The 23570-nt window shown below is 60.6% G+C and carries 20 protein-coding genes; 12 read left to right on the top strand and 8 right to left on the bottom strand.

Annotated features, from left to right (window positions below):
- The first annotated feature begins 30 nt into the window (after window positions 1–30).
- Window positions 31–927: a LysR family transcriptional regulator gene (locus tag NK667_RS11080; protein ID WP_054614730.1), complete on the top strand. Its 897-nt coding sequence runs from the start codon at window positions 31–33 to the stop codon at window positions 925–927.
- Window position 928: 1 nt separating this feature from the next.
- Here NK667_RS11080 and NK667_RS11085 read toward each other — a convergent pair whose 3' ends face one another.
- On the bottom strand, window positions 929–1834 hold the full coding sequence (locus NK667_RS11085; RefSeq protein ID WP_054614731.1) for a LysR family transcriptional regulator: 906 nt from the start codon (window positions 1832–1834) through the stop codon (window positions 929–931).
- 115 nt (window positions 1835–1949) lie between these two features.
- Between NK667_RS11085 and NK667_RS11090 the strand changes: the two genes are divergently transcribed.
- A complete protein-coding gene (locus NK667_RS11090) occupies window positions 1950–2945 on the top strand; it encodes a zinc-dependent alcohol dehydrogenase family protein (protein ID WP_054614732.1) in 996 nt (331 codons plus the stop codon).
- Between the two features lie 25 nt (window positions 2946–2970).
- The gene (locus NK667_RS11095; protein WP_054614733.1) at window positions 2971–3546 is read left to right on the top strand and encodes a chorismate mutase; all 576 of its coding nucleotides are present in this window, start codon (window positions 2971–2973) and stop codon (window positions 3544–3546) included.
- 4 nt (window positions 3547–3550) lie between these two features.
- Here the strand turns inward: NK667_RS11095 and NK667_RS11100 are convergent, their stop codons facing one another.
- Window positions 3551–4429 carry a LysR substrate-binding domain-containing protein gene (locus NK667_RS11100; protein ID WP_054614734.1) on the bottom strand — a complete coding sequence of 293 codons (879 nt, stop codon included), beginning with the start codon at window positions 4427–4429 and terminating at the stop codon, window positions 3551–3553.
- A gap of 100 nt (window positions 4430–4529) precedes the next feature.
- Here NK667_RS11100 and NK667_RS11105 point away from each other — a divergent pair, with 100 nt between their 5' ends.
- A complete protein-coding gene (locus tag NK667_RS11105; protein WP_054045959.1) occupies window positions 4530–4946 on the top strand; it encodes an ester cyclase in 417 nt (138 codons plus the stop codon).
- Here the strand turns inward: NK667_RS11105 and NK667_RS11110 are convergent.
- Window positions 4919–5842 carry a DMT family transporter gene (locus tag NK667_RS11110; protein WP_054047657.1) on the bottom strand — a complete coding sequence of 308 codons (924 nt, stop codon included), beginning with the start codon at window positions 5840–5842 and terminating at the stop codon, window positions 4919–4921. The two genes, NK667_RS11105 and NK667_RS11110, sit on opposite strands and share 28 nt — an antisense overlap.
- Window positions 5843–5968: 126 nt before the next feature.
- Between NK667_RS11110 and NK667_RS11115 the strand changes: the two genes are divergently transcribed.
- Window positions 5969–6826, top strand: a complete 858-nt coding sequence (locus NK667_RS11115; RefSeq protein ID WP_054614735.1) for a LysR family transcriptional regulator — start codon at window positions 5969–5971, stop codon at window positions 6824–6826.
- Here the strand turns inward: NK667_RS11115 and NK667_RS11120 are convergent.
- The 3 genes from NK667_RS11120 to NK667_RS11130 form a co-directional block, all read right to left on the bottom strand.
- On the bottom strand, window positions 6823–7965 hold the full coding sequence (locus tag NK667_RS11120; RefSeq protein WP_083471305.1) for a patatin-like phospholipase family protein: 1143 nt from the start codon (window positions 7963–7965) through the stop codon (window positions 6823–6825). The two genes, NK667_RS11115 and NK667_RS11120, sit on opposite strands and share 4 nt — an antisense overlap.
- A gap of 169 nt (window positions 7966–8134) precedes the next feature.
- Window positions 8135–8770 (bottom strand): response regulator transcription factor, encoded by a 636-nt coding sequence (locus tag NK667_RS11125; protein ID WP_054614737.1) that lies wholly within the window; start codon window positions 8768–8770, stop codon window positions 8135–8137.
- Between the two features lie 4 nt (window positions 8771–8774).
- On the bottom strand, window positions 8775–10223 hold the full coding sequence (locus NK667_RS11130) for a sensor histidine kinase (protein WP_054614738.1): 1449 nt from the start codon (window positions 10221–10223) through the stop codon (window positions 8775–8777).
- Window positions 10224–10452: 229 nt separating this feature from the next.
- On the opposite strand from NK667_RS11130, the gene NK667_RS11135 reads away from it, so the two are divergent.
- The 6 genes from NK667_RS11135 (at window position 10453) to phaR (ending at window position 18181) form a co-directional block, all read left to right on the top strand.
- On the top strand, window positions 10453–12075 hold the full coding sequence (locus NK667_RS11135; protein WP_054614739.1) for an acyl-CoA synthetase: 1623 nt from the start codon (window positions 10453–10455) through the stop codon (window positions 12073–12075).
- A 127-nt stretch (window positions 12076–12202) separates the two neighbouring features.
- Window positions 12203–12529 (top strand): DUF485 domain-containing protein, encoded by a 327-nt coding sequence (locus tag NK667_RS11140; RefSeq protein ID WP_054047659.1) that lies wholly within the window; start codon window positions 12203–12205, stop codon window positions 12527–12529.
- Window positions 12529–14199 (top strand): cation acetate symporter, encoded by a 1671-nt coding sequence (locus NK667_RS11145; RefSeq protein WP_054614740.1) that lies wholly within the window; start codon window positions 12529–12531, stop codon window positions 14197–14199. The genes NK667_RS11140 and NK667_RS11145 overlap by 1 nt, the downstream gene beginning before the upstream one ends.
- 60 nt (window positions 14200–14259) lie before the next feature.
- Window positions 14260–16032 carry an acyl-CoA dehydrogenase C-terminal domain-containing protein gene (locus NK667_RS11150; protein ID WP_054614741.1) on the top strand — a complete coding sequence of 591 codons (1773 nt, stop codon included), beginning with the start codon at window positions 14260–14262 and terminating at the stop codon, window positions 16030–16032.
- Between the two features lie 130 nt (window positions 16033–16162).
- A complete protein-coding gene (locus NK667_RS11155; RefSeq protein WP_054614742.1) occupies window positions 16163–17431 on the top strand; it encodes an OprD family porin in 1269 nt (422 codons plus the stop codon).
- Window positions 17432–17659: 228 nt separating this feature from the next.
- A complete protein-coding gene (gene phaR / locus NK667_RS11160; protein ID WP_054045976.1) occupies window positions 17660–18181 on the top strand; it encodes a polyhydroxyalkanoate synthesis repressor PhaR in 522 nt (173 codons plus the stop codon).
- A 32-nt stretch (window positions 18182–18213) separates the two neighbouring features.
- Here the strand turns inward: phaR and phaP are convergent, their stop codons facing one another.
- Window positions 18214–18783 (bottom strand): TIGR01841 family phasin, encoded by a 570-nt coding sequence (gene phaP, locus NK667_RS11165; RefSeq protein ID WP_054614743.1) that lies wholly within the window; start codon window positions 18781–18783, stop codon window positions 18214–18216.
- A gap of 244 nt (window positions 18784–19027) precedes the next feature.
- Here phaP and NK667_RS11170 point away from each other — a divergent pair, with 244 nt between their 5' ends.
- Window positions 19028–21364 carry a DUF3141 domain-containing protein gene (locus NK667_RS11170; protein WP_054614744.1) on the top strand — a complete coding sequence of 779 codons (2337 nt, stop codon included), beginning with the start codon at window positions 19028–19030 and terminating at the stop codon, window positions 21362–21364.
- Window positions 21365–22513: 1149 nt separating this feature from the next.
- Here NK667_RS11170 and NK667_RS11175 read toward each other — a convergent pair.
- A complete protein-coding gene (locus NK667_RS11175) occupies window positions 22514–23551 on the bottom strand; it encodes an AraC family transcriptional regulator (RefSeq protein ID WP_054614745.1) in 1038 nt (345 codons plus the stop codon).
- Window positions 23552–23570 lie beyond the last annotated feature (19 nt).

Consider the following 23570-nt stretch of genomic DNA (forward strand, 5'->3'; position numbering starts at 1 on the left):
CACGGATGAGTTATTTCGGAAACCGGGACTATGTATAAAAGTGGCCTGACTGAACTGGAAGTGGTGCTGGCCGTGGCCAGGCGCAACGGCTTTCGCGCGGCAGCGGTAGAACTGGAGATGTCGACCACCGCCGTCAGCAACGCCGTGGCCGGATTGGAAGCCCGGCTGGGTGTGCGACTGTTTCACCGCACCACCCGCAGCGTCTCGTTGACCGAGGCGGGGCAAACCTTTGTGAATCAAATCGGCCCATCGGTCATCACTATTCAGGAGGCGATGGCCTCCCTCCTGGAACACAATGCCCTGCCTACCGGCACGTTACGCATCAACAGTTCGCTCGGCGCTGCACTGATGGTTTTCCAACCCATCCTGTTGACCTTCCTGAGTCGCTATCCCGGCATGACGGTAGACATCGCGACTGACGGGCGGATGGTGGACATTATTGCCGAGGGTTTCGACGCCGGCCTGCGTGCCAGTTCACGCGTCCCACAGGACATGATCCGCGTGCCCATCAGTGAGGAAATCTCAATGGTCGTGGTGGCTTCGGCCGACTATTTGAGCCGACATCCCGCGCCAGACACGCTCGATGACCTTGCGGCGCACACCTGCATCCGCGCCCGTCTTCCGAGCGGGATTGCTTCACCGTGGGAGTTCATGCGCGAAGACACATTGCTGAAGGTTGAAGTGCGGGGCCCCTTGGTTCTGGACAGTCCCATCCTGATGCTGGAGGCCGCGAGGCAAGGCCTGGGGCTTGTGCAGTTGCCCGAGTGGTACGTCACGCATGATCTGGCAAGCGGACGCCTGACAAAGGTGTTGCAGCAATGGACTACGCCGGCCCCCGGGCTTTCCCTTTACTACTCCGGCCATCGACATTTACCCGCCGGGCTGCGTGCGCTGATAGGCGTGATTCATGAAGTAGCCGACCTTTAGCTCAAGAAATACAAACATCACCATCGAGCGCAAACGCATCACGCAGATAATCGGTAAACGCGCGCACCCGCGCCGATTGCCGGCGATCCGGCGCAAACACGGCATGGATCGGCAGCGGCGACGGCGTGTATCCGTCCAGCACCGCCACCACCCGCCCAGCCTGCAGGTCCTCGCGAAACAGCCATGAAGGCGACAGCGAAAGACCCAACCCACTCAGGACCATTTGCCGAATCGCCTCGCTGTTGTTGCTGCGCACATTGCCCTTGACCTGCACGCTCTGCCATTCGCCGGCGTGTTCGAAGCGCCAACTGTCGAAATGCTCCAGCTGATTGAACACCAGGCAGTTATGCGCGCTCAGCTCATTCGGTGTGGCGGGGATGCCGTTTTGTTCGAGATAACCGGGCGCCGCGAAAACCCGACGTTTTGTCAGTCCGATCTGACGGGCAACCAGACTGCTGTCCTTCAACTCGCCAATGCGCACCGCGACATCGATCCCCTCGCTGACCAGATCGACGTTCTCATCGCTCAACTGCAAATCGATGGTCACCTCCGGGTGCTGCTGAAGAAATCCGTGCAGCCGCGGCGCAATTTGAATCCGCCCGAAACTGCCGGAAGAGGCAATGCGCAGTGGCCCGGCGACCCGTTCCTGGCCGGTCTGGAAACTGTGTTCGGCGTTGTCCACCGCAGCGAGGATCTGCCGACAATGTTCGTAATAGCGCTGGCCTTCGTCCGTCAGGCTCAGGTTGCGAGTACTGCGAGCAAACAATCGGCCGCCCAGACGTTTTTCCAGCGCACCGATCTGTTTGCTGATCGTTGGCTGGCTGAGTCCGAGCTCTCGAGCCACGGCGGAGAAGCTGCCCCGCTCCACCACTCGCGTGAAAATCGACATCGCGTCTAACGTATCCATGACTGCCTGCTTGGCGATGATTTGGAATGAATACTATAGGCATTTATCGTCTTATCGGAATCCATCGACGGCGTGAAACTGTGGTCATCAACCTCATCGTCCTCAGGAGTTCCACATGAACCAGACCACAATGCGCGCCGCCATTGCTGTAAACGCAGGCGCCGCACTGCAAGTGCAAGACATGCCATTACCTGAACTCAAGGCAGGCCAAGTGCTGGTCAAGATCATCGCCAGTGGCGTCAATCCGCTGGATACGAAGATCAGCAGCGGCCAGGGTGGACATGCCCGGCAGCCATTGCCCGCTGTTTTGGGGATGGATCTGGCGGGTGTCGTCGCAGCAGTGAGTGCGGACGTCAGCGCATTCAACATCGGCGATGAGGTCTACGGCATGGCCGGCGGGATTGGCGGCAATCAGGGATCACTGGCGCAATACATCGCCGTCGATGCCGACTTGCTGGCACGCAAGCCAAAAAACCTGAGCATGCGCGAAGCCGCCGTCCTGCCGCTGATTTTCATCACCGCGTGGGAAGGACTGGTGGACCGGGCCAATGTTCGGGCCGGGCAAAAAGTATTGGTGCAAGGTGGCGCCGGTGGCGTCGGGCATGTTGCCGTGCAGATCGCCAAGGCTCGCGGGGCCGACGTGTTCGCGACCGGGAGCGCCGATAGCCGGGCAATCATCGAAAGCTTCGGTGCCACGGCGATTGATTACCGCCATCAAGCGCCGGCCGATTACCTTGCGCAACACACCGACGGCGAGGGTTTCGACATCGTGTACGACACCGTCGGCGGTGCAACTCTGGATGCCTCGTTCGGCGTGTTGAAGCTCTACACCGGGCATGTCGTGAGCTGCCTCGGTTGGGGCGAACACAAACTCGCACCGCTGTCGTTCCGGGGCGCGACTTACTCCGGAGTCTTCACCCTGCTGCCGCTGATCACCGGCAAAGGTCGCAAGCACCACGGCGAAATCCTCGCACAAGCCACGCGCATGGCTGAAGCGGGACAACTGCGGGTGCTGCTGGATGATCGACGCTTCAGCCTGGAAAACGTTAATGACGCCCACGCAATCGTTGCCGCCGGGCAGGCAATCGGTAAAGTAGTCATCGACATCTGACCGATCCCTTCCAGGATATTCATGAATGAGCGTTAAACCGACACTCCAACTGCTTTGCTGCGCCACCCTCGGCCTGGCCGTCCTCAACGCCCAGGCCAGCGTGCCCGCCTCCCCGCCCCAGGCCTTGCAACCGTTGCTGGTGACCTTGAATGAACGCCTGAACATCGGTGATCTGGTTGCCCTGACCAAATGGGACAGCGGCAAACCGATCCAGGACAGCCCGCGCGAAGCGCAAGTGATCGCCAACGCCCGACAGCTGGCCACCGACCGCAAACTCGACCCGGAAGACGTCGGCCAGTTACTCGCGGCGCAGATGGAAGCCAACAAACTGGTGCAATACGGCCTGCTGGCCAAATGGCAAACCGCCGGCAAGGCTCCGGACACTCCACGCCCGGACCTGGCCAAGCAAATCCGACCACGCCTGGATGAGCTGCAAAACCGTCTGTTGCAGCAATACGCGGACTTTGCGCCCTATCGAAATGATCCTCACTGCGCGAGCTGGATTGCCCAGGCTCGCCCCCGTCTGGCCAAGGACAAGTTGCATGAACTGGCGCTGATTCGCGCTACCGGGGAGTTGTGTACGGCGGCTCTGCCCCGGTAAATCCTCAGGTCAGCCGAGCACCTGACATCAGCCCTTCGGTCAGCAACGACACCAAGGGCTGGACCAGATGCTGAGTGCGCACGTCGTCGCCGATCACCGCCACTTCGGTGCTGGGCAAGGTCGGCAACTTTTCCGAAGGTTGCAGAATCCGCATCCCCTCTTGCAAGAACGAGGTTCCCAGCGCCGTAATGCCCAGCCCACCGGCAACAGCGGCTTGAACCCCCATCAAGTTGCTGGCCAGGCAGGCCGACACCCACTCTCGCCGGACCGACGCCAGGGCCTCGATCATGATGGCCCGGTACGCGCACGGCGGTCGCATCATCACCAGACGCACGGGTTTGGAGGCTTGCATGTCGAAGTCCTGCGCGGCGATCCAGACCAAAGGCTCGCGCCAGATGACCCGACCCCGTTGTGCGGTGGCACTGGCCTTCTGCTTGGCAATCACCACGTCCAGCAACCCGGCTTCGTGGTCGGCCAGCAGGTCGTGGCTCAGGCCGGTGGTGAGTTCCAGTTGAATATCGGGATAGGCCTTGCAGAAGCGCGATAACAACGTCGGCAGTTGCGTGAGCACCAGGTTCTCGGAGATCCCCAGGCGCAGCAGATTCACGGTTTCGGGCGCCTTGATCTCGCGGATGAAGGTATCGAAATGCACCATCAACTTTCGCGCGCCCACCAACAGGCGTTCTCCCTCGGGCGTCAGGATCAGTGTGCGGCTGGTGCGTTCGAACACACGCAAACCGAGGATGTCTTCCAGGCGAATAATCTTCTGGCTGACCGCCGATTGCGAGCGTGCAATCACCTGCGCTGCCGCCGTGAAACTGCCCGTCTCCGCCACCGCGATAAACGCTCGCAACAGATCGATTTCAAGGTCGCTGGCTAGCATGGTCGATTCGCCTTTCAACTGAATGCCATAAGATTTATGCGTTTGAGTTCTGGATAGCAAGCACCGAACATCGTATTCAATCTGAAACGAGGTGTTTGAAATGACCGATAGAACAGCCGTAAAAATCGTTGAAAGCTTCTGGCGCGAAGTGTGGCAGGCCAAAGACCCGCAAGCCGCCGCGCGCTTCGTGGCTGAAGACTTTGTGATCACGTCCGGTGGTGTCGATATTGTTGGCCGCGAAGCCTTCATTCGCTGGATTGGCGCCTTCCTCTCGACCATCGAAGACTTCGAATTCGGCGCCATCGAGACCTTCCAGAATGCCCAAGGCACTCGCGTAGCCTCGCGCTGGAAGTTGACCGGGAAAAACCAGGGGTTCATCGGTGGGCGCACCTGCAACAGCCCGTTTGAAATGCTTGGCACCGCCGTCTGGGAAGTGCGCCCGGACGGCTTGCTCGCGCACAACTGGGTCGAGCGCAATGCCCTGGAAGTTCACCGGGACATGATCGGCTTGGGTTGAACCGGGCTGAAGACCATACCCGACGCGAACACCACCCCAAGGATGACGCCAGCCGCACCGAGCAATTGCCAGATATTCGGCAACACACCGAGGATCGACGACACCAGCATGGTGAACACTGGCGCCAGGTTGAAGAAAATCGAAGTGCGTGCGGCGCCAATGGCATGGATGCCTTTGAACCACAGCAAGTACGCAATCAACGAACCGAAGACCGCCAGGTAGATCACCGCGCCGTGAATGGCCAGCGAAGCGTTGCGGATGTCGGCCAGCGGGTCTTCATAGATGAAGCCCAGCACGATCAGACCGATGACCCCGAACAACATGGAAAAACTTGTGGTTTCCAGCGGCGTGGAGTCTTTGACGAAGCGTCGGGTGCCGACCATGTTTGCCGCCCAGGCCATGCTGCCGGCGAGGATCATCGCGTCACCGCTAGCGACTTTCAGCCCCAGCAGCACCTGGATATCCCCGCGAGTAATCACCAGCCCAACACCGAGCAGGCCCAAAATCAGCCCGATGGCGCGGCCTCGATCAATGCGTTCGCCTTCAAGCAGCACCGCAAAGATCATCGTCCACAGCGGCGTAGTCGCCAGGATCAGCGCGCCGTTAATCGGTGTGGTGGTTTGCAGGCCAAAGAAGGTCGCGAGGCTGAACGCGGTAAACCCGAGCAGCCCCAAGCCAATGAAGGCCAGCAGATTGTTTTTCAGCGTGCTGAGCCGCAGCTTTCCGGCCAGACTGAAAATCAGCACGAGCAACAACGTCGAGATGGCAAAGCGCTCAATGGAGGCGCTGATCGGTGCCATGCTCTTGATGATGTAGGCGCCGGCGTTGAAGTTGGTGCCCCAGAAAAACGTGGCACCGACAATGCCGGCATACGCGAGCGGCGTTGATTTAGACATGGTGGTTTCCTCGGCAAAGCGTGCGATGAACATTCAAACCTGCCCATCAGGTTTTGAAGGATTCTTGCAGGCTTGCCGATGGGGCAAAATTCCCCATTTATTCACCTTCAATGTGAGAAAACGCCCATGTTCGATTGGGAGGATCTGCGCTACTTCATCGTCTTCGCCCACGAACGGTCGCTATCGGGGGCAGCACGCGCGCTCAAGGTCGACCACGCCACGGTGGCGCGGCGCATCAGCGCACTGGAGAGTTCGCTGAACCTCAAGTTGGTGGACCGGCGCCCGCGCGCGTATGTCATCACCGAGGACGGCGAACGCATTGCCCAATTGGGGCGGCGCATGGAAAACGAGTCCTTCGCGGTACAGCGCACCGCGCTGGCCGGACAGGACAACTACGTCGGCGAAGTCACGGTCAGCGCCCCGCCCGCGCTGGCCTGCGCGTTGATAGCGCCGCACCTGAATGAATTGCGGGCGAATTATCCGCAGTTGTCGTTGCAGTTGATTGGCAGCCTGGGCAGCGCGTCGTTGTCGCGGCGCGAAGCCGATATTGCCGTGCGCCTGAGCCGCCCCAAGGAACCGGACCTGGTGGCCCGCAAGGTCGCGACGATACCTTTTTACCTCTACGCCTCGGCGGACTACTTAGCCGCGACCGCCGCGCAAGACCTGGTCTTCATCGCCTATGACGAAACCATGGAGCAATCCCCGCAACAGGCCTGGCTGAAGCAGCAAGCCGGGGATCGCTCGATCCTGCTGCGCAGCAATGACCTGAATATCCAGGCGACTGCCGCCCAGGCCGGCGCCGGTGTCGCGGCATTGCCCGGTTTCCTTGGCGAACGCTACGGCCTGCAAACGATGCCGTCCGTAGGTGCGGGCTTGACCCGTGATGTGTGGCTGGTGGTGCACAACGACATTCGGCACACCCCGGCGGTTCAGGCGGTGATGGGTTTTCTGGTGTCTTGTTTTGACAAACCGGCTCGCGCTTAGCTGTGCGGCGATTTGTGCCACGGATAGCCTTTCGAGCTGACTTCAAAGGCGTAATCGAACAGGCGCTTCATGTACTCGCCATCGAATTTATGATTACGCGGGCACAGAAAATCAGAGCCGATGTACGCCAGGTTGAAGTCCGCGCTGTCCTGCTGCGCAATGCGGTAGATACGGTCCAGGTCGCTGATCCCCTGGGTCTGAATCAGTGTGCTGATGGCGCGACCGCCAATACTCAAGGTGCGGCGCTTGGTGCCGGACCACTGCGGTTCCAGTTTGCCGTTGCGAATGACGTAGAAATGTCGCTCTCGACGCAGGCGCGCGCCGGGCACTTTGCTCAGCTCCATGACGGTGGCCGGCGGGTAAAGAAATACCTGGGTGAGGACGCCGCCGTCCACATGCATTTCCTGGAACTGTTTACCGTCGACCTCCACATCGATCATGACCGGCGAGACGGCGCCGGGAATGCTCATCGAGGCGACCATGATGTTGCGAAACAGGTCGAGCGCTCCCGGCGCGCCGCTGGAAGCAATAGCGCCCATGTTCCAGGTGACAGGGCGCCCTGCATCCAGGTCGGTGGTGCCGATCATCAGCAGGCGTCCCTTGGCGTATTGCCCGGCGATGGCTGCCAGCAACTCCGCGTCGACGTACTTGGCAATCAACCGCGACAATGGCTTGCTGTCCGCGATGCCGTCGCTCGCCAGGCGGGTGAGCACGTTTCGCGAATGGAACACGTCTTTCGGGCCGATGCCGTTGCAGATCCGTTGAATCACCGCGTCGTACTCGGGCCCCAAGTAAGCGAACGGCGCGACCAGTGCGCCCGCGCTGATCCCGGTGACAACCTTGAACACCGGCCTCGTGCCATTCAGGGTCCATCCCGCAATGATCCCCGCTGCGAAGGTGCCAGCGTCGCCACCACCGGAAACGGCGAGCATATCGGCCAGCGGCAGCCTGTCATCCGGCTCATCGACACTGGCGAAGGCCTCGTACTCCTGAAGGTTGGCCTCACTGGCATCGCGGATAAATGCCGTGAGGTCATGATCCAGCCAATAGCGCGCATTCGGAATGCCGGGGATGAGCGCTTTTTCGGTCAACGGTTGCGGCACCGCATCCCGGCGTTGCAGGCAGCCTTGGCGCAACATGTTCAGTGTTGAGGCGCTGGGCCTGGGCAGAAAGGGTTTCAAGACGCCTCCTCCGGTCCCTGTAATTGACAGAGAACGCGCTCGACTATTGGGTGGTGAGTGGCTTGTACACCTTCCAATTTAGCGCAAGCCCGGGCAGTCAGGATGGCGGCGGGACGTCCGGTCTGGCTTAACGCAACTTCAGTGGATCAACCAACCCCGCCGCAATCGCCATCCCCACCAGGTCCGGCAAAGTGCTGGCCTGCATGCGTTTCATCACCCGCGAGCGATACAAGTCGACGGTTTTCGCGCTGACACCCAGTTGCTCGGCGATTTCCCGCGTGGTGTAACCCTGCACCAACGGCAGCAACACATCGCGCTCCCGTGGCGTCAGCGTCAGCAGGCGGGCCTGCAATTCTTCATGGCCGACATTGCCTGAACGATGGGTCGCGCAGTTGCTGAGGGCCTGTTGCACGCTGTCGAGCAGCAGTTGTTCGTTGTAGGGTTTTTCGATGAAGTCATGGGCGCCGGCCTTGAAGGCACGGACAACGATGGGCACATCGGCGTGGCCACTGACGAAGATGATCGGCAGTTTCAGCTCGCGCTCGCGCATGGCTTCCTGCACGTTCAAACCACCCATGCCGGGCATGCGCACATCCAGCAACACGCAGGCATTGAGCTTTGCATCGCAGGCATCGAGAAATTCAACTCCACTGGTGAACGGCAAGGCTTTCAGCCCGACCGATTCGAGTAACCAGACCGTTGAATCGAGCATGCCTTGATCATCATCGACCACGTACACCACGTGTTCCGTCACAACTGCCATTGCGTTATTCCTGTTGTTGTTTTGTTGGGCCGGCCAGCGGCAAACGGCAATACAGCAGCAGCCCGACCGGTTGCCGACGGGCCTGCAGTTCGCCACCGAAACCTTCGATGATGCTGCGACTCATGGACAAGCCAAGGCCCAGGCCATCGGGCTTGCTGGTGTAGAACGGGGTAAAAATCTGCTCAAGCTGCGACTCGCTGACGCCCGGCCCCTGATCGTGCACGCTGATCTCCACCGTTGCGCCACTGATCTGCCCCGCCGCCATCACGATCAGTGACGGCCGGCCCGGATGTTGTTCGCGGTTGGCATCGATGGCGTTGCGCAACAGATTGAGCAGCACTTGCTCCAACTGCACCCGGTCGGCGTAGACGGGCGGCAGATTATCCGGCAGCCGATCGTCGATTGTCACGTGGCACTGAGTCGCCTCCCAGGCACACAAACGCACGGCGCCACGGGCGACATCGGCGACGTTCAGGGCCTGCATGCGCCGCTGGCCTTTTCGCAGAAAACCACGCAGGCGACGGATCACTTCCGAAGCGTGAGTGGCATGCAACGTGATGCGTTCCAGGCCTTGCGCTACCCGTTCGGCGGCTTGCGGATTGGTGCCCAGCGCCTGCAAATAACGTTGGCTGGCGTTGGCATAATTGACCACGGCGGCCAATGGCTGGTTGATTTCGTGGGCGATGCCCGACGCCAGTTCCCCCAGCGTCACCAGGCGCGCGGTGTGCGCCAGTTCGTCCTCCAGACGCCGCCGGTTTTCTTCGGACTGCACGCGAGCGGTGATGTCGCGGGAGACGCAGACCACTTCCACCACATCCCCGGTGTAGGTTTCACGAATCGCCCGGCTGGCGGTCTCGAACCACAGGTAATGCCCGTCACGATGGCGGATTCGGTATGTCATCGTGTGATAACCGTCGTGCTCCAGGGCATCGCGGGCGGTTTGCACCAGGTTGGCCAGGTCCTGGCCGTGGAACAGGCCCTGGGCCATTTGCCCACGCAACTGTTCAGGCCAATAACCGAGCAAGGTCCAGGACGCCGGCGACGCATCGAGAAAACGCCCGTCCGGGGTGTGCCGGGAAATCAGGTCGGTGGTGTTCTCGATGATCAGCCGGTACAGCCGCCGCGCCGTGGCCGCCTCGCGTTCTGCCAGCACTTGCTTGGTGGCCACATGGCAACGACCGAGCACACGGCTGCTCTGCGGATCGGGGATAAACGTCCAGATCAGAATCTGCGCCTGGAACTCGGCCTCGACCCCTTCGATGGCGCGCTGCTGCGCCAGGCAAGCGCGCACCAGGTCCCGGTGATTCTTCGGCAAAAAGCCCAACACGTAGCTGTGCGGATGCTGCGCGACCAATGCCAGCAGCGCCGCATTCAACTCCAGCGGCTGGCCTTGGTTATCGAGCAGCACACTCGGCTGTGGGTCATAACTCAACAAGGACGAGTCAGAAGTCATCACGGGTCCGCTACGTGGGGGAAACCAAGGATATACCGGCCGTGGAGCTTTGGCGGCATTCATTTACCGCTCGGAGAATAATATATAGTACATATCCTATACAACGTAGGTTGTACTTCCATATCTCCGGCAGATTGTTATATAAAGCACACCGGACATAAAAGTTGACCTCAGCGGCTACGCTGAAAGGTCAGCTATAGAGCTAACAATCAGCCACCGAGTACCCGTCATGTCGATCTTCGAACAAGGGCTTAGCCCTACGGCTGTCAATCATATTGCCTTGTCGCCGCTCAGCTTCCTCGAGCGCACCGCCCACGTTTACCCCGACTACCCCGCCGTCATCCACGGTTCGATTCGCCGCACCTGGGCGCAAACCTACAGCCGCTGCCGACGCCTGGCTTCAGCCCTGGCCGGTCGCGGGATCGGCAAGGACGACACCGTTGCGGTGATGCTGCCCAACATCCCGGAGATGCTGGAAGTGCACTTCGGCGTGCCGATGATTGGCGCGGTGCTCAACCCGCTGAATGTGCGCCTGGACGCCGAAGCCATCGCGTTCATGCTGCAACACGGCGAAGCCAAGGTGCTGATCACCGACCGCGAGTTCCACAATGTGATTCATGCAGCCATCGGCATGCTCGACCATCCGCCGCTGGTGATCGACGTCAACGACCCGGAATACGGCGAAGGTCAGGCCGTCAGCGACCTGGACTATGAAGCGCTGCTGGCCGAAGGCGATCCGGCGTTCGCCTGGCAATGGCCGGACAACGAGTGGCAAGCCATCTCGTTGAACTACACCTCCGGCACCACCGGTAATCCGAAAGGCGTGGTCTATCACCATCGCGGCGCCTACCTGAACGCATTGGGCAACCAGATGACCTGGGCCATGGGCAACCACCCGGTGTACCTCTGGACCTTGCCGATGTTCCATTGCAACGGTTGGTGCTACCCGTGGACCATCACCGCATTGGCCGGCGTGCATGTGTTCCTGCGCCGGGTCGATCCACAGAAAATCCTCACGCTGATCCGCGAACACCAGGTGACGCACCTGTGCGGTGCGCCGATCGTGCTGAATGCGCTGGTCAACATGCCGGACTCGGCGAAGGCCGCCATCGATCACCCGGTGAATGCCATGGTCGCCGGTGCCGCACCGCCGGCCAAGGTGATCGGCGCTGTGGAAGAAATGGGCATCAAAGTCACCCACGTCTATGGCCTGACCGAAACCTATGGCCCGGTGACGCTGTGCGCCTGGCACGCCGAGTGGGATGAATTGCCGCTGGATGAACGCGCGCAGATCAAGTCCCGCCAGGGCGTGCGTTACCCGACACTCGAAGGCGTGATGGTCGCCAACTCGACCACGCTGAAACCCACTCCGCGAGACGGCAAGACCATCGGCGAGATCTTCATGCGCGGCAACACCGTGATGAAGGGCTACCTGAAGAACCCGACCGCCACCGCCGAAGCCTTTGAAGGCGGCTGGTTCCACACCGGCGACCTGGCGGTGTGTCATCCCGACGGTTATGTCGAGATCAAGGACCGGCTCAAGGACATCATCATTTCCGGCGGCGAGAACATTTCCACCATCGAGCTCGAAGGCGTGCTCTACCGCCATCCTGCCGTAATGGAAGCTGCGGTGGTTGCGCGGCCCGATGAGAAATGGGGTGAAACGCCCTGCGCATTTATCACCTTGAAGGCTGATCACCCGGACGTGCGCGAGGCGGACATCATCAGTTTCTGCCGTGAGCACCTGGCCGGATTCAAAGTGCCGCGCACGGTGATCTTCACCCTGTTGCCGAAGACCTCCACCGGCAAGATCCAGAAATACGTGTTGCGCGACCGGGCCCAGGCCCTCTAACCCTCACCGACGTTAAACGCTTTCAAGCGGCAGGTCGCGAACCTGCCGTTTCGGGCTCGTGCGCGCCCAATTCGGCTGCCGGGCCCTGCCCCCACACACCGACAACAAAAACAATGTGGAGCTACCGATGATCGACATCCATTCAACCGACACCCAGCGCTGCGAGCGGATTCGCACCAACCCGAAATTCCTTCAACTGGTCAGCAGCCGCTCGCGTCTGGCCTGGTCGTTGAGTGCCACGGTGCTCGGTACGTATTACCTGTTCATGTTGGTGGTGGCGTTTGCCCCCAAATGGCTGCATGCGCCACTGGGTGAAAACCGGATGTTGACCCTGGGCATGCCGGTGGGCGCGGCGATCATCATTTTTTCCTGGCTGCTGACGGGTTGGTATGTCTACCGCGCCAACACCCGTTTCGACGCACTCGGCGCCGCGATTCTTGAGGAGAGCAAGTGATGACTCTCTTCAGGAAACTGACCTTCGCCGGTCTGGGTCTCTTGCCGGCCTCTGTTGTGCTCGCCGCGCCACTGACGGGCGCAGCGGAGAAGCAACCGCTCAACCTGAACGCGATCAGCATGTTCTTCGTGTTCGTGCTCGGCACACTCTGCATCACCTGGTGGGCGGCGCGGCAAACCAAATCCACCTCGGATTTCTACACCGCTGGCGGAGGGATCACCGGGTTTCAGAACGGTCTGGCAATTGCCGGTGACTACATGTCCGCCGCCACGCTGCTGGGGTTGTCGAGCCTGGTGTTTGCCAAGGGTTACGACGGGTTCATCTACACCATCGGCTTCTTCGTCGGCTGGCCGATCATCACGTTCCTGATGGCCGAGCGCTTGCGCAATCTGGGGCGCTACACCTTCGCCGACATCGTTTCCTATCGGCTGGACCAGAACAAAGTGCGGATCTTTGCCGCGTTCGGTTCGCTGACGGTGGTGTGCTGCTACCTGATCGTGCAGATGGTCGGGGCTGGTCAGTTGATCAAATTGCTGTTCGGCCTCGATTACCCGGTGGCGGTGGTGATCGTTGGCGCGCTGATGCTGGTGTACGTGATCTTCGGCGGCATGATCGCCACCACTTGGGTGCAGATCATCAAGGCTGTGTTGCTGTTGGCCGGCGGCACCACCTTGGCGGTCATGGCCATGTCGCAGTTCGGGTTTAGCTACGAAACCCTCGCGGCCAAAGCGGTTCAGGCTCACGCCAGCGGCTGGAACATCATGGGGCCCGGCGCGATGCTCGCCGACCCGATCAACACCGCTTCGATGTCCCTCGGGCTGGTGTTCGGGATCGCCGGCCTGCCGCACATCCTGATGCGTTTCTTCACCGTGCCGAATGCCAAGGAAGCGCGTAAATCGGTGTTCTACGCCACCGGTTTCATCGGTTTCTTCTTCCTCGTGGTGTGCACCCTGGGCTTCGCGGCGATGGTGATCATCGGCACCGACCCGCAGTACTACGTCAACGGTGAAGTCGGCGGCGCCTTGATCGGCGGCGGCAACATGGTCGCCATGCATTTGGCCAAAGCGGTGGGCGGCAACCTGTTCTTCGGTTTCCTTGCGGCAGTCGCGTTTGCCACCATTCTGGCGGTGGTTTCCGGTCTGGCGCTGGCCGGTGCTTCGGCGATTTCTCATGACCTCTACGCCACGGTGTTCAAGCAAGGCAAGGCCAGCGAGAAACAGGAAATGCGTGTCACGCGCATGGCCACGGTCGGCCTGGGCATCATCGCGATTCTGCTGGGCATTCTGTTCGAGAAGATGAACGTCGCCTTCCTCGTGGGCCTGACCTTCGGCATCGCCGCATCGACCAACTTCCCGGTGCTGATCATGGCCATGTACTGGAAAGGCCTGACCACCAAAGGCGCGATCCTCGGCGGTTTCGCGGGGCTGATCTGCGCGCTGGTACTGGTGATTCTGTCGCCTGCCGTGTGGGTCACCGTGCTCGGCCATGCCCACGCGATTTTCCCGTATGACCACCCGGCGCTGTTCTCCATGCCACTGGCGTTCCTGGTGATCGTCGTGGTGTCCCGACTCGACCGCAGCGTGCGCGCCGACAAGGAGCGCGATGCCTACGCCGATCAGTTCGTCCGCGCCCAGACCGGCCTCGGCGCCGCCAGCGCTTCCAGTCACTGATTGAGCAAGCACGGCCCGCCGTTGCGGCGCCGTGCCCACCGTCCCAAAGAGGTTCACGTTATGCCCGAATTCAACGCTCCCCTGCGCGACATGCGCTTCGTGCTGCATGAAGTGTTCGACGCTCCGGCCCTGTGGGCACGCCTGCCGGCCCTGGCCGACAATGTCGATGCCGACACTGCCGACGCCATTCTTGAGGAAGCGGCGAAAGTCACCTCGCACCTGATTGCGCCACTCAATCGCAGCGGCGATGAAGAAGGCGCACATTGGGTCTACGGCCAGGTCACCACGCCGATCGGCTTCAAACAGGCTTACACCACCTACATTGAAGGTGGCTGGGTCGGTTTGTCCGGCAACGCCGAGTTCGGCGGCATGGGCATGCCGAAGATGCTCGCGGTGCAGTTCGAAGAAATGCTCTACGGCGCCAACTCCAGCTTTGCGCTGTATTCGGCGTTGAGCTCCGGCGCGTGCCTGGCGCTGGATGCCCACGCCAGCGAAGAGCTGAAACGCATCTACCTGCCGCCGATGTACGAAGGCCGCTGGGCCGGTTCCATGTGCCTGACCGAAGCCCACGCCGGCACCGACCTGGGGCTGATCCGCACCCGCGCCGAGCCTCAGGCCGATGGCAGTTACCGCATCAGCGGCAGCAAGATCTTCATCACCGGTGGTGACCAGGACCTGACCGAAAACATCATTCACCTGGTGCTGGCCAAACTGCCGGATGCACCGGCCGGGCCGCGAGGCATCTCGCTGTTCGTGGTGCCCAAGGTACTGGTCAATGCCGACGGTTCCCTCGGTCATGCCAACGCGGTGAGTTGCGGTTCGATCGAACACAAGATGGGCATCAAGGCCTCAGCCACTTGTGTGATGAATTTCGATGGTGCCAGCGGCTGGCTGGTGGGTGAAGCCAACAAAGGCCTGGCGGCGATGTTCACCATGATGAATTACGAACGCCTGTCCATCGGCATTCAGGGCATTGGCTGCGCAGAGGCGTCGTATCAGAGCGCGGTGAAATATGCGCGGGAACGGGTGCAGAGCCGCTCACCGACCGGCGCGATGGCCCCGGAGCAAATCGCCGATCCGATCATCGTGCACCCCGATGTGCGCCGCATGCTGCTCAGCATGAAAGCCATGACCGAAGGTGGCCGCGCGTTCGCCAGTTATGTCGGCCAGCAACTGGATCTGGCGAAGTTTTCCGATGACGCCCGGGAACGGGACAACGCGCAAACCCTGGTGGCGCTGCTGACCCCGGTGGCCAAGGCGTTTTTCACCGACTCCGGGCTGGAGAGCTGCATCCACGGCCAGCAAGTGTTCGGCGGTCACGGCTACATCCGCGAATGGGGCCAGGAACAATTGGTCCGTGACGTGCGCATCGCGCAGATCTACGAAGGCACCAACGGCATTCAGGCGCTGGACCTGCTAGGGCGCAAAGTGCTGGCCGACAGTGGTGTTGCGCTGCGCCAGTTCACCGGCGAGATCCGCCACTTCGCCCACCAGCCCGACGCGCCCTACTCCGTTCAACTGTTCGACGCCGTGCAGCGCCTGGAAAACCTCAGCGACTGGCTGCAAGACCAGGCCGCGACCAACCGCAATGAAGTCGGCGCCGCGTCGGTGGAATACCTGCATTTGTTTGGGTATGTCGCCTACGCCTGGCTCTGGGCGCGGATGGCCCAGGTGGCGAAGAAAAAGCGCAGTGACGATCAGGCATTTTATGGCGCGAAGATCGCCACCGCGGACTTCTACATCGAACGCCTGCTGCCACGAATTCTCAGCCTGGAGCAATCCATTCGCGCTGGCAGTGGCTCGTTGTATGGCCTGAGCGCCGAACAGTTCTAACGATTGAACCGCACGCGGCGCCCCGCTCCTCTCTTTGGGTGTTCGCGTTTTTTACTGAACAAGCCCTCGCCTGTCTGGCGAGGGTGTGTGAATCGCTGTTCCAAAAAAATAAAAACAAAGGGGCTTCACCATGGACCGTCACACCTGCACGCTCGCTACACGACTGTTACTGGCCGGCGGCGTCATCAGCCTTTCGGCCCCCGCTTCGGCGGACTTCATCAAGGACAGCAAGGCCAGCCTTGAGCTGCGCAACTTCTATTTCAACCGCGATTTTCGCCAGGACAACGCCGCGCAGTCCAAGCAAGAGGAATGGGCCCAGGGTTTCCTGCTGCGTTACGAATCGGGCTTCACCGACGGTTTGATTGGCTTCGGTGTCGATGCCATTGGCCTGGTCGGGATCAAGCTCGATTCCAGCCCGGATCGCGCCGGTTCCGGCTTGTTGCAACGCCATCGCACCACCAGCAAAGGTGCTCAGGATGAATATGGGGAGCTGGGCGTAACCGCCAAGGTCCGCGCCTCCAAAACCACGCTGAAGTTGGGCACTTTGCTGCCGAAATTGCCGACGGTGCTGGCCAACGATTCGCGGCTATTGCCGCAGACGTTCGAGGGCGGCCAGTTGACCTCATTGGAAGTCGAAGGCCTGACCGTGGACGGCGGGCGCCTGAAGCAGGTCAACCAGCGCGATTCCTCAGACTACGAAGACATGAGCATCACCAAGACCGGCGCCAAAGGCATCATCACGCCGCAAGCCACCAGCGATAAGTTCGACTTCGCCAGCCTCAACTACAAATGGACCAGTAACCTCGCCACGGGCTACAGCTATGGCCATCTCGATAATTTGTACAGCCAGCATCTGGTCAACCTGACCTACGTGCTGCCGGTGACCGCCGGCCAGTCGTTCAAGAGTGACTTGCGCTTCGCCCGCTCCATCCACGATGGCGGCAGCAACGTCGATAACAAGGCACTCGGGGCGATGTTCACCTACTCCCTCGGCGGGCATGCGCTGGGACTCGGTTATCAGGGCATGAGCGGTGACACGGGTTTTGCTTACATCAACGGCACCGATGCGTTCCTGGTGAACTTCGTGCAGATCGGCGACTTCGCCAGCAAGGATGAAAAATCCTGGCAGGCGCGCTACGACTACAACTTCGCGGCCATGGGCGTGCCGGGGCTGACCTTTATGACCCGCTACCTGACGGGCGACAACATCGACCTGGGCGGCAATCGCCCAGAGGGAAAGGAGTGGGAGCGCGATACCGATATCGGTTATGTCGTGCAGAGTGGCCCGTTGAAGAACGTTGGAGTGAAATGGCGCAATGCAACCGTGCGCTCGACTAACTTTGGCAGTGATCTGGATGAAAACCGGTTGATCGTCAGTTACAGCCTGCCGATTTGGTAGGTGGACTTGGCATCACAAGATGGGGCTCGCTTTGCGGCGGGTCCCTTTTTTTTTGATCCGGAATCTTTGGTGTTCTGGCGGGCCTCTTCGCGAGCAAGCCCGCACCCACAGGGGATTTGTGAACGACGAAGATCCTGTGTGGGAGCGGGCTTGCTCGCGAAGGCGGCCGCAAGGGCAACAAAGAAGGTTAAGATGCCTGCAAATCAGGCTCGCCACGAGACGCCCCGCATGACCGATAACAATCGCAACACTCCCCGCCTGATCAAGAAATACCCCAATCGCCGCCTGTACGACACCCACACCAGCAGCCACTTGACCCTGGCCGACATTCGTCAATTGGTGGTTGATAAAGTCCCGTTCCAGGTGGTCGATGCCAAAAGTGGCGAGGACTTGACCCGCAGTATTCTGCTGCAAGTCATCCTGGAAGCCGAAAGCGGCGGCGAGCCGATCTTCAGCAGTGAAATGCTGATGGGCATCATCCAGTTCTACGGTCCGTACCAAGGCGTGCTTGGCAGTTACCTGGATAAAAGCATCCAGACCGTGATCGATATCCAGTCCCAGACCGGCGCTCAGTCGACCGAGGCCTGGAGCACCTTCATGCACCAGCAGGCACCGGTGATGCAGGACTTGATGCGTCAATACGTCGACCAGTCCAAAGCCCTGTACCTCAACACCCAGAACATGTTCGGCCTGTTCGGCGCCAAGCCTGCCGCCGATAACGAGCCGAAAAAAAATGGCGATGGGGAATAACCCCATCGCCATCGGTGCCGCTCTGATCTGACTTACTTGTTAGCGCTGGTCGCCTTGGCGCCTGCTTCTGGAGCGGTTTTGCCGGCGGCGGCAGTCGCTGCGTCGAAGCTGCTCTGAGCCACATCAGACGCCTGTTTCACGGCTTTCTGAGCGTTTTCAAACACGCTGCCGGCATTCGCCAAACCCGACTTGAAGGCTGCAACCACTGGCTCGGAACCCGCCGGGGCATTCTTGCTGATCGACTCAACAAACTCATTCACCTGCTGGGTGCCCGCCTCAACCTGACGCTCGGTCAGTTTGGCGATGTCCGATTGCGTGCCGACGATCAGCGCTTGTACCTGACGATTGAATTCGGCCAGGCGTTCGGTCTGCGCGCTCGGCTGGGTGAACGACGCCTGCAAATCGGCGAAGCCTTGTGGGTCACGTACCGCCAACAGCTTGCGAACACCTTCGAAGTGCTCTTCGGTGGAGTCGCGCAGTGCCTTGAACTGCAACTGGCTCAGTTGCTCAACGCTGGCGAAGACTTTGCCGCTGATTTGCTGCAAAAGGTCGAGGTTGGCTTTCTGAGTGGCTTGCAGTTTTTCCGAGTTGAAAAAAGACATGCTGAAATCTCCTGGTACTGGAAGGCCCATTCAGGCCTGAGGACGCGACAGCGATCCGGGCAGTCGTCGCGTTAGCCTTGATATTGCAGTGCACAAAACTGTTTGGCAACGGATATTTTGTGCGCTGCAAAATAAACGGTACGCCTCTTGTGGTTAATCCCTATAGACTTGGGAAAATCCGATGATCGGCCTAGCCATTGCTAGTCTGGCTGAAGACTCCCTCGCACTATGTCAGGAGATCACGATGGGCCAGGACGAAAATATTGCAGCGCAAGAAGAAGCGCTTTCCTCAGCGGCCGGTTTGTTCGAGCACCTGAACCACCTCCAGCGCCTTAACGCTCGCAACGTGTTCGACGCCGTGCAGCAGCGCCAGGCCAAAACCTTCGCGCCGCTCAGCCAAGGCCAACTCAAACTGCCCACGGCGGCTGACTGGCAGGAATACTTCACCGACCTCGGCCAACGCAGCCTGTTGTTCTGGGACACCTTGCGCCAGCGCGGCGACAACACCCTGGCCCACGAACGTGCAGGCTTTCCGCTGTTGCTCAAGTTCGAGCATGAAACCCTGGTCAGCGGCGCCGACCTGCCGCGCCCGGTCAACTACTCACTGTTGCGCATCCTCAGCCACGAGCCCTCCATCGACGGCCAACCGCCGGTGATCATCATCGACCCACGCGGCGGTCACGGTTCGGGCATTGGCGGTTTCAAACAGGATTCGCTGATCGGTGAAAGCCTGCGTGCCGGGCATCCCACTTACTTCATCGCCTTCAGCCATTCGCCAAGCCCCGGGCAGACCCTGGCGGATATTGTCGAGGCGCAGGCACACTTCATCGAAACGGTCAGCGCGCGGCATCCCGCCGGCGCCAAACCGGTAGTGATCGGCAACTGCCAGGCCGGTTGGGCGCTGATGGGACTGGCCGCGACCAGACCCGAATTGCCAGGGCTGATCATCGTCAATGGCGCGCCGTTGTCTTACTGGGCCGGGGTCAACGGGCGCAACCCGATGCGCTACACCGGTGGTTTGCTCGGTGGCGGCTGGATGGCGCGTTTGGGCAGCGACTTGGGCAACGAGCGTTTCGACGGCACTTGGTTGGTGAGCAATTTCGAGAACCTCGACCCGGCCAACACTTACTGGGGCAAGTACTACCACCTGTTCAGCGAGGTCGACACGGAAGCCGCGCGCTTCCTCGATTTCGAGCGCTGGTGGGGCAGTCCGACGCTGCTCAACAGCGAAGAAATCGAGATGATTGTCGATGACCTGTTTATCGGCAATCAGCTGTCCGGCGGTTTGGGGCGCAAGAGCAGTGGGCTCGACCTCAAGCGCATCGAAGTGCCGGTGGTGGTGTTTTGTTCCTATGGCGACAACATCACCTCGCCGCAACAGGCGCTGGACTGGATCGCGGATGTGTACCCCAGCGACCTGGCCCTGCAAAACGCCGGGCGCACCATTGTCTATCTGCGTCACGCCAGCATCGGTCACCTGGGGATTTTCGTCTCCGGCGAAGTGGCGCGGCGTGAACACCGCGAACTGCTGGGCGCGGTCGACAGCATCAATGCCCTGCCCGCTGGGCTGTATGAAATGCTGATCGACGATCTGCCCGATTCGCAATATGCCGTGCGTTTCGAAACCCGGCGCATCGCCGATATTCATGGCGATGGGCAGCCGTCCCGTGATGATGATCGCGAGTTCGCCCTGGTCGAGCGCACCTCGGACCTGAACAACACGTTGTACGACGGTTTTGTCCGTCCGTGGCTGCGCCCGTTGATTAGCGAATCCACCGCAGAGTTGATCCGCAAAGCCCATCCTTTCCATCAGCAGCAAGCGCTCTGGAGCAGTTCGAACCCGGCGTTGTGGTGGCTGGCCGGCAGCGCGGCGCAGGTGCGCAAAGATCGTCGCCCCGCTGCTACCGCCAACCCGTTGCTGGCCTGGCAGGCGTTGTTTTCCAATCAGATCCAGGACGCCTTGAACGGCTATCGCGATCTGCGTGATGCCACCCAGGAACTGTGTTTCTACGGCGTGTATGGCGCGCTCAACAGCTTCGCCGGCAACCCGCCGGAGCGCGATCTTAAGGCGCATGCCGAGCAGCACGACAAAGTACTGCTCGAACGCCTGCAAACCGCCCTGCCCCTTGGCGGCCTGATGGAAGCCTTGGTTCGCATCCTGTTCCTGCTGGACCGTGACAGCGACGCGGCGGGCAAGGCCAACCTGGAAAAACTGCTCGAGCAATTGCAGGTGCTGCTGCAAGACCACAGCGCCGAACCGCTTGACCTTCGCGAAACCCTGCAAACCCAGAAAATGCTGGTGCTCACTCACCCGCAAGAAAGCCTGCGCTGCCTGCCGCTGTTGCTGCCTGAAACCGAGGAACGCCAGCAGGTATTGGCCGCCGTTGCTAATTTGCTGCCGGATTTACTGAACGAAACCGCAACCGGCCATGCCTTCTGGCGTGAGCTGCACACCTTGCTTGAAGTGCCGTTGCCGGGCTTCGACCTGACTCAGCCGCCCGGTGAAGCAGCAGTGACTGCGCAGCCCATACACAAAGCGGCCAAGGTCAAGAAAGGTTCGAAAAAACCTCCGGCGAAATGACCTGAAACGCAATCCCCGTAGCAGCTGCCGAGCAGCGCGAGGCTGCGTTCGGCGGCAAAGCCGTCGTAAAACCTGACCGCGAGGTATTCCTGATACACCGCGTCGTCTGAATTCACGACGGCTGCGCCGCCGAACGCAGCCTCGCGGGCTCGGCAGCTGCTACGTCAGATGGGTTCGGTTTCGGTTACGTCAGACCGGTTCGGCTTCTACAACCTCAAAGGATTCATCCGCCCGGCTCGGCTTCCACTGCAATCCCCGTAGCAGCTGCCGAGCAGCGCGAGGCTGCGTTCGGCGGCGAAGCCGTCGTAAAACCTGACCGCGAGGTATATCTGATACACCGCGTCGTCTGAACTCACGACGGCTGCGCCGCCGAACGCAGCCTCGCGGGCTCGGCAGCTGCTACGTCAGATGGGTTCGGTTTCGGTTACGTCAGACCGGTTCGGCTTCTACAACCTCAAAGGATTCATCCGCCCGGCTCGGCTTCCACTGCAATCCCCGTAGCAGCTGCCGAGCAGCGCGAGGCTGCGTTCGGCGGCGAAGCCGTCGTAAAACCTGACCGCGAGGTATATCTGATACACCGCGTCGTCTGAACTCACGACGGCTGCGCCGCCGAACGCAGCCTCGCGGGCTCGGCAGCTGCTACGTCAGATGGGTTCGGTTTCGGTTACGTCAGACCGGTTCGGCTTCTACAACCTCAAAGGATTCATCCGCCCGGCTCGGCTTCCACTGCAATCCCCGTAGCAGCTGCCGAGCAGCGCGAGGCTGCGTTCGGCGGCGAAGCCGTCGTAAAACCTGACCGCGAGGTATTCCTGATACACCGCGTCGTCTGAACTCACGACGGCTGCGCCGCCGAACGCAGCCTCGCGGGCTCGGCAGCTGCTACGTCAGATGGGTTCGGCTTCGGTTACGTCAGACCGGTTCGGCTTCTACAACCTCAAAGGATTCATCCGCCCGGCTCGGCTTCCACTGCAATCCCCGTAGCAGCTGCCGAGCAGCGCGAGGCTGCGTTCGGCGGCGAAGCCGTCGTAAAACCTGACCGCGAGGTATATCTGATACACCGCGTCGTCTGAACTCACGACGGCTGCGCCGCCGAACGCAGCCTCGCGGGCTCGGCAGCTGCTACGTCAGATGGGCTCGGCTTCGGTTACGTCAGACCGGTTCGGCTTCTTCAACCTCAAAGGATTCATCCGCCCGGTACTGCCCTGGCGTCATGCCGAACCAGCGGTTGCACGCCTTGTTGAAACTGCTGTGGTCATGAAAACCAAGGAGATAGGCAACATGCTTCATGTTGAAATGAGAATGACGCAGGTAAAAGTCCGCCAATTGCCGGCGTACCGCGTTCTGTACGTCCTTGAATTGCGTGCCGTCCTTTTCGAGGGAGCGTTGCAGCGTGCGCTTGCTGATGTTCAGCGCGGCGGCGATCGATTCCATGTCGTATTGCCCCTTGCCCTGGCTCAAACGCTCGCTGATCAAGGCGCGAATCCTGCCGACAATCGAGAAGCCAAACAGCAGGTCCAGTTGCGCTTCGGCAAAACTGTCATGCAGCACCGCCAGTGTCTCGTTGGCCATGCTCAACGGGCGCAGCACTTCCTGGCCGTCGAACAGAATGCTGTCGTAGGCCGCATCAAACTGCAGGTTGCAGCCAAACAGGCGCCGATGTTCGGACGTGTCCGCCGGTTCCGGATAACTGAACTCCACGTTCAGCGGTTGCGGCGAGTTGCCGCCCGCCAGCCAACGGCAAAACCCCATCAACGATGCGAGTGCCGCATCGACGTATTGCCTGGGTTTGACCGAGCCGGCCTGCTGATGATCGAGGGCGGCCAATCGATAGTTCTGCTGCTCGGCCATGAAAAACAAACTGAAGCCGGTACCGATCAACGGGCTGAAACGCACCAGCCGTTCGAGGGCGCGTTTCAGGTTGAGGCTGGACATCATGGTGTAGCCGACAATTTGAAAACTGCCGGGATGGAAGTTGCCATAGGCTTTGAGGCCGATGTCCGGATCACCGCTGGCCTGGGCCGCCAGTGCCCACAATTTATAGATCGCCCTGCGCTCGCAAAACGCTCCTGGCAGGTTCGCGAGCCTGATGTCCAGTCCAGCCTCCCGGCACAGACTGGCGACATCCAGTCCTTGAGCCGAGAGCGTATTCACCAGCACGCTGGCATAGCCTGAACTCATTCTATACATGGCGTCCTCATTGACCTGT

Source organism: Pseudomonas nunensis, from assembly GCF_024296925.1.
Taxonomy (GTDB): domain Bacteria; phylum Pseudomonadota; class Gammaproteobacteria; order Pseudomonadales; family Pseudomonadaceae; genus Aquipseudomonas; species Aquipseudomonas nunensis.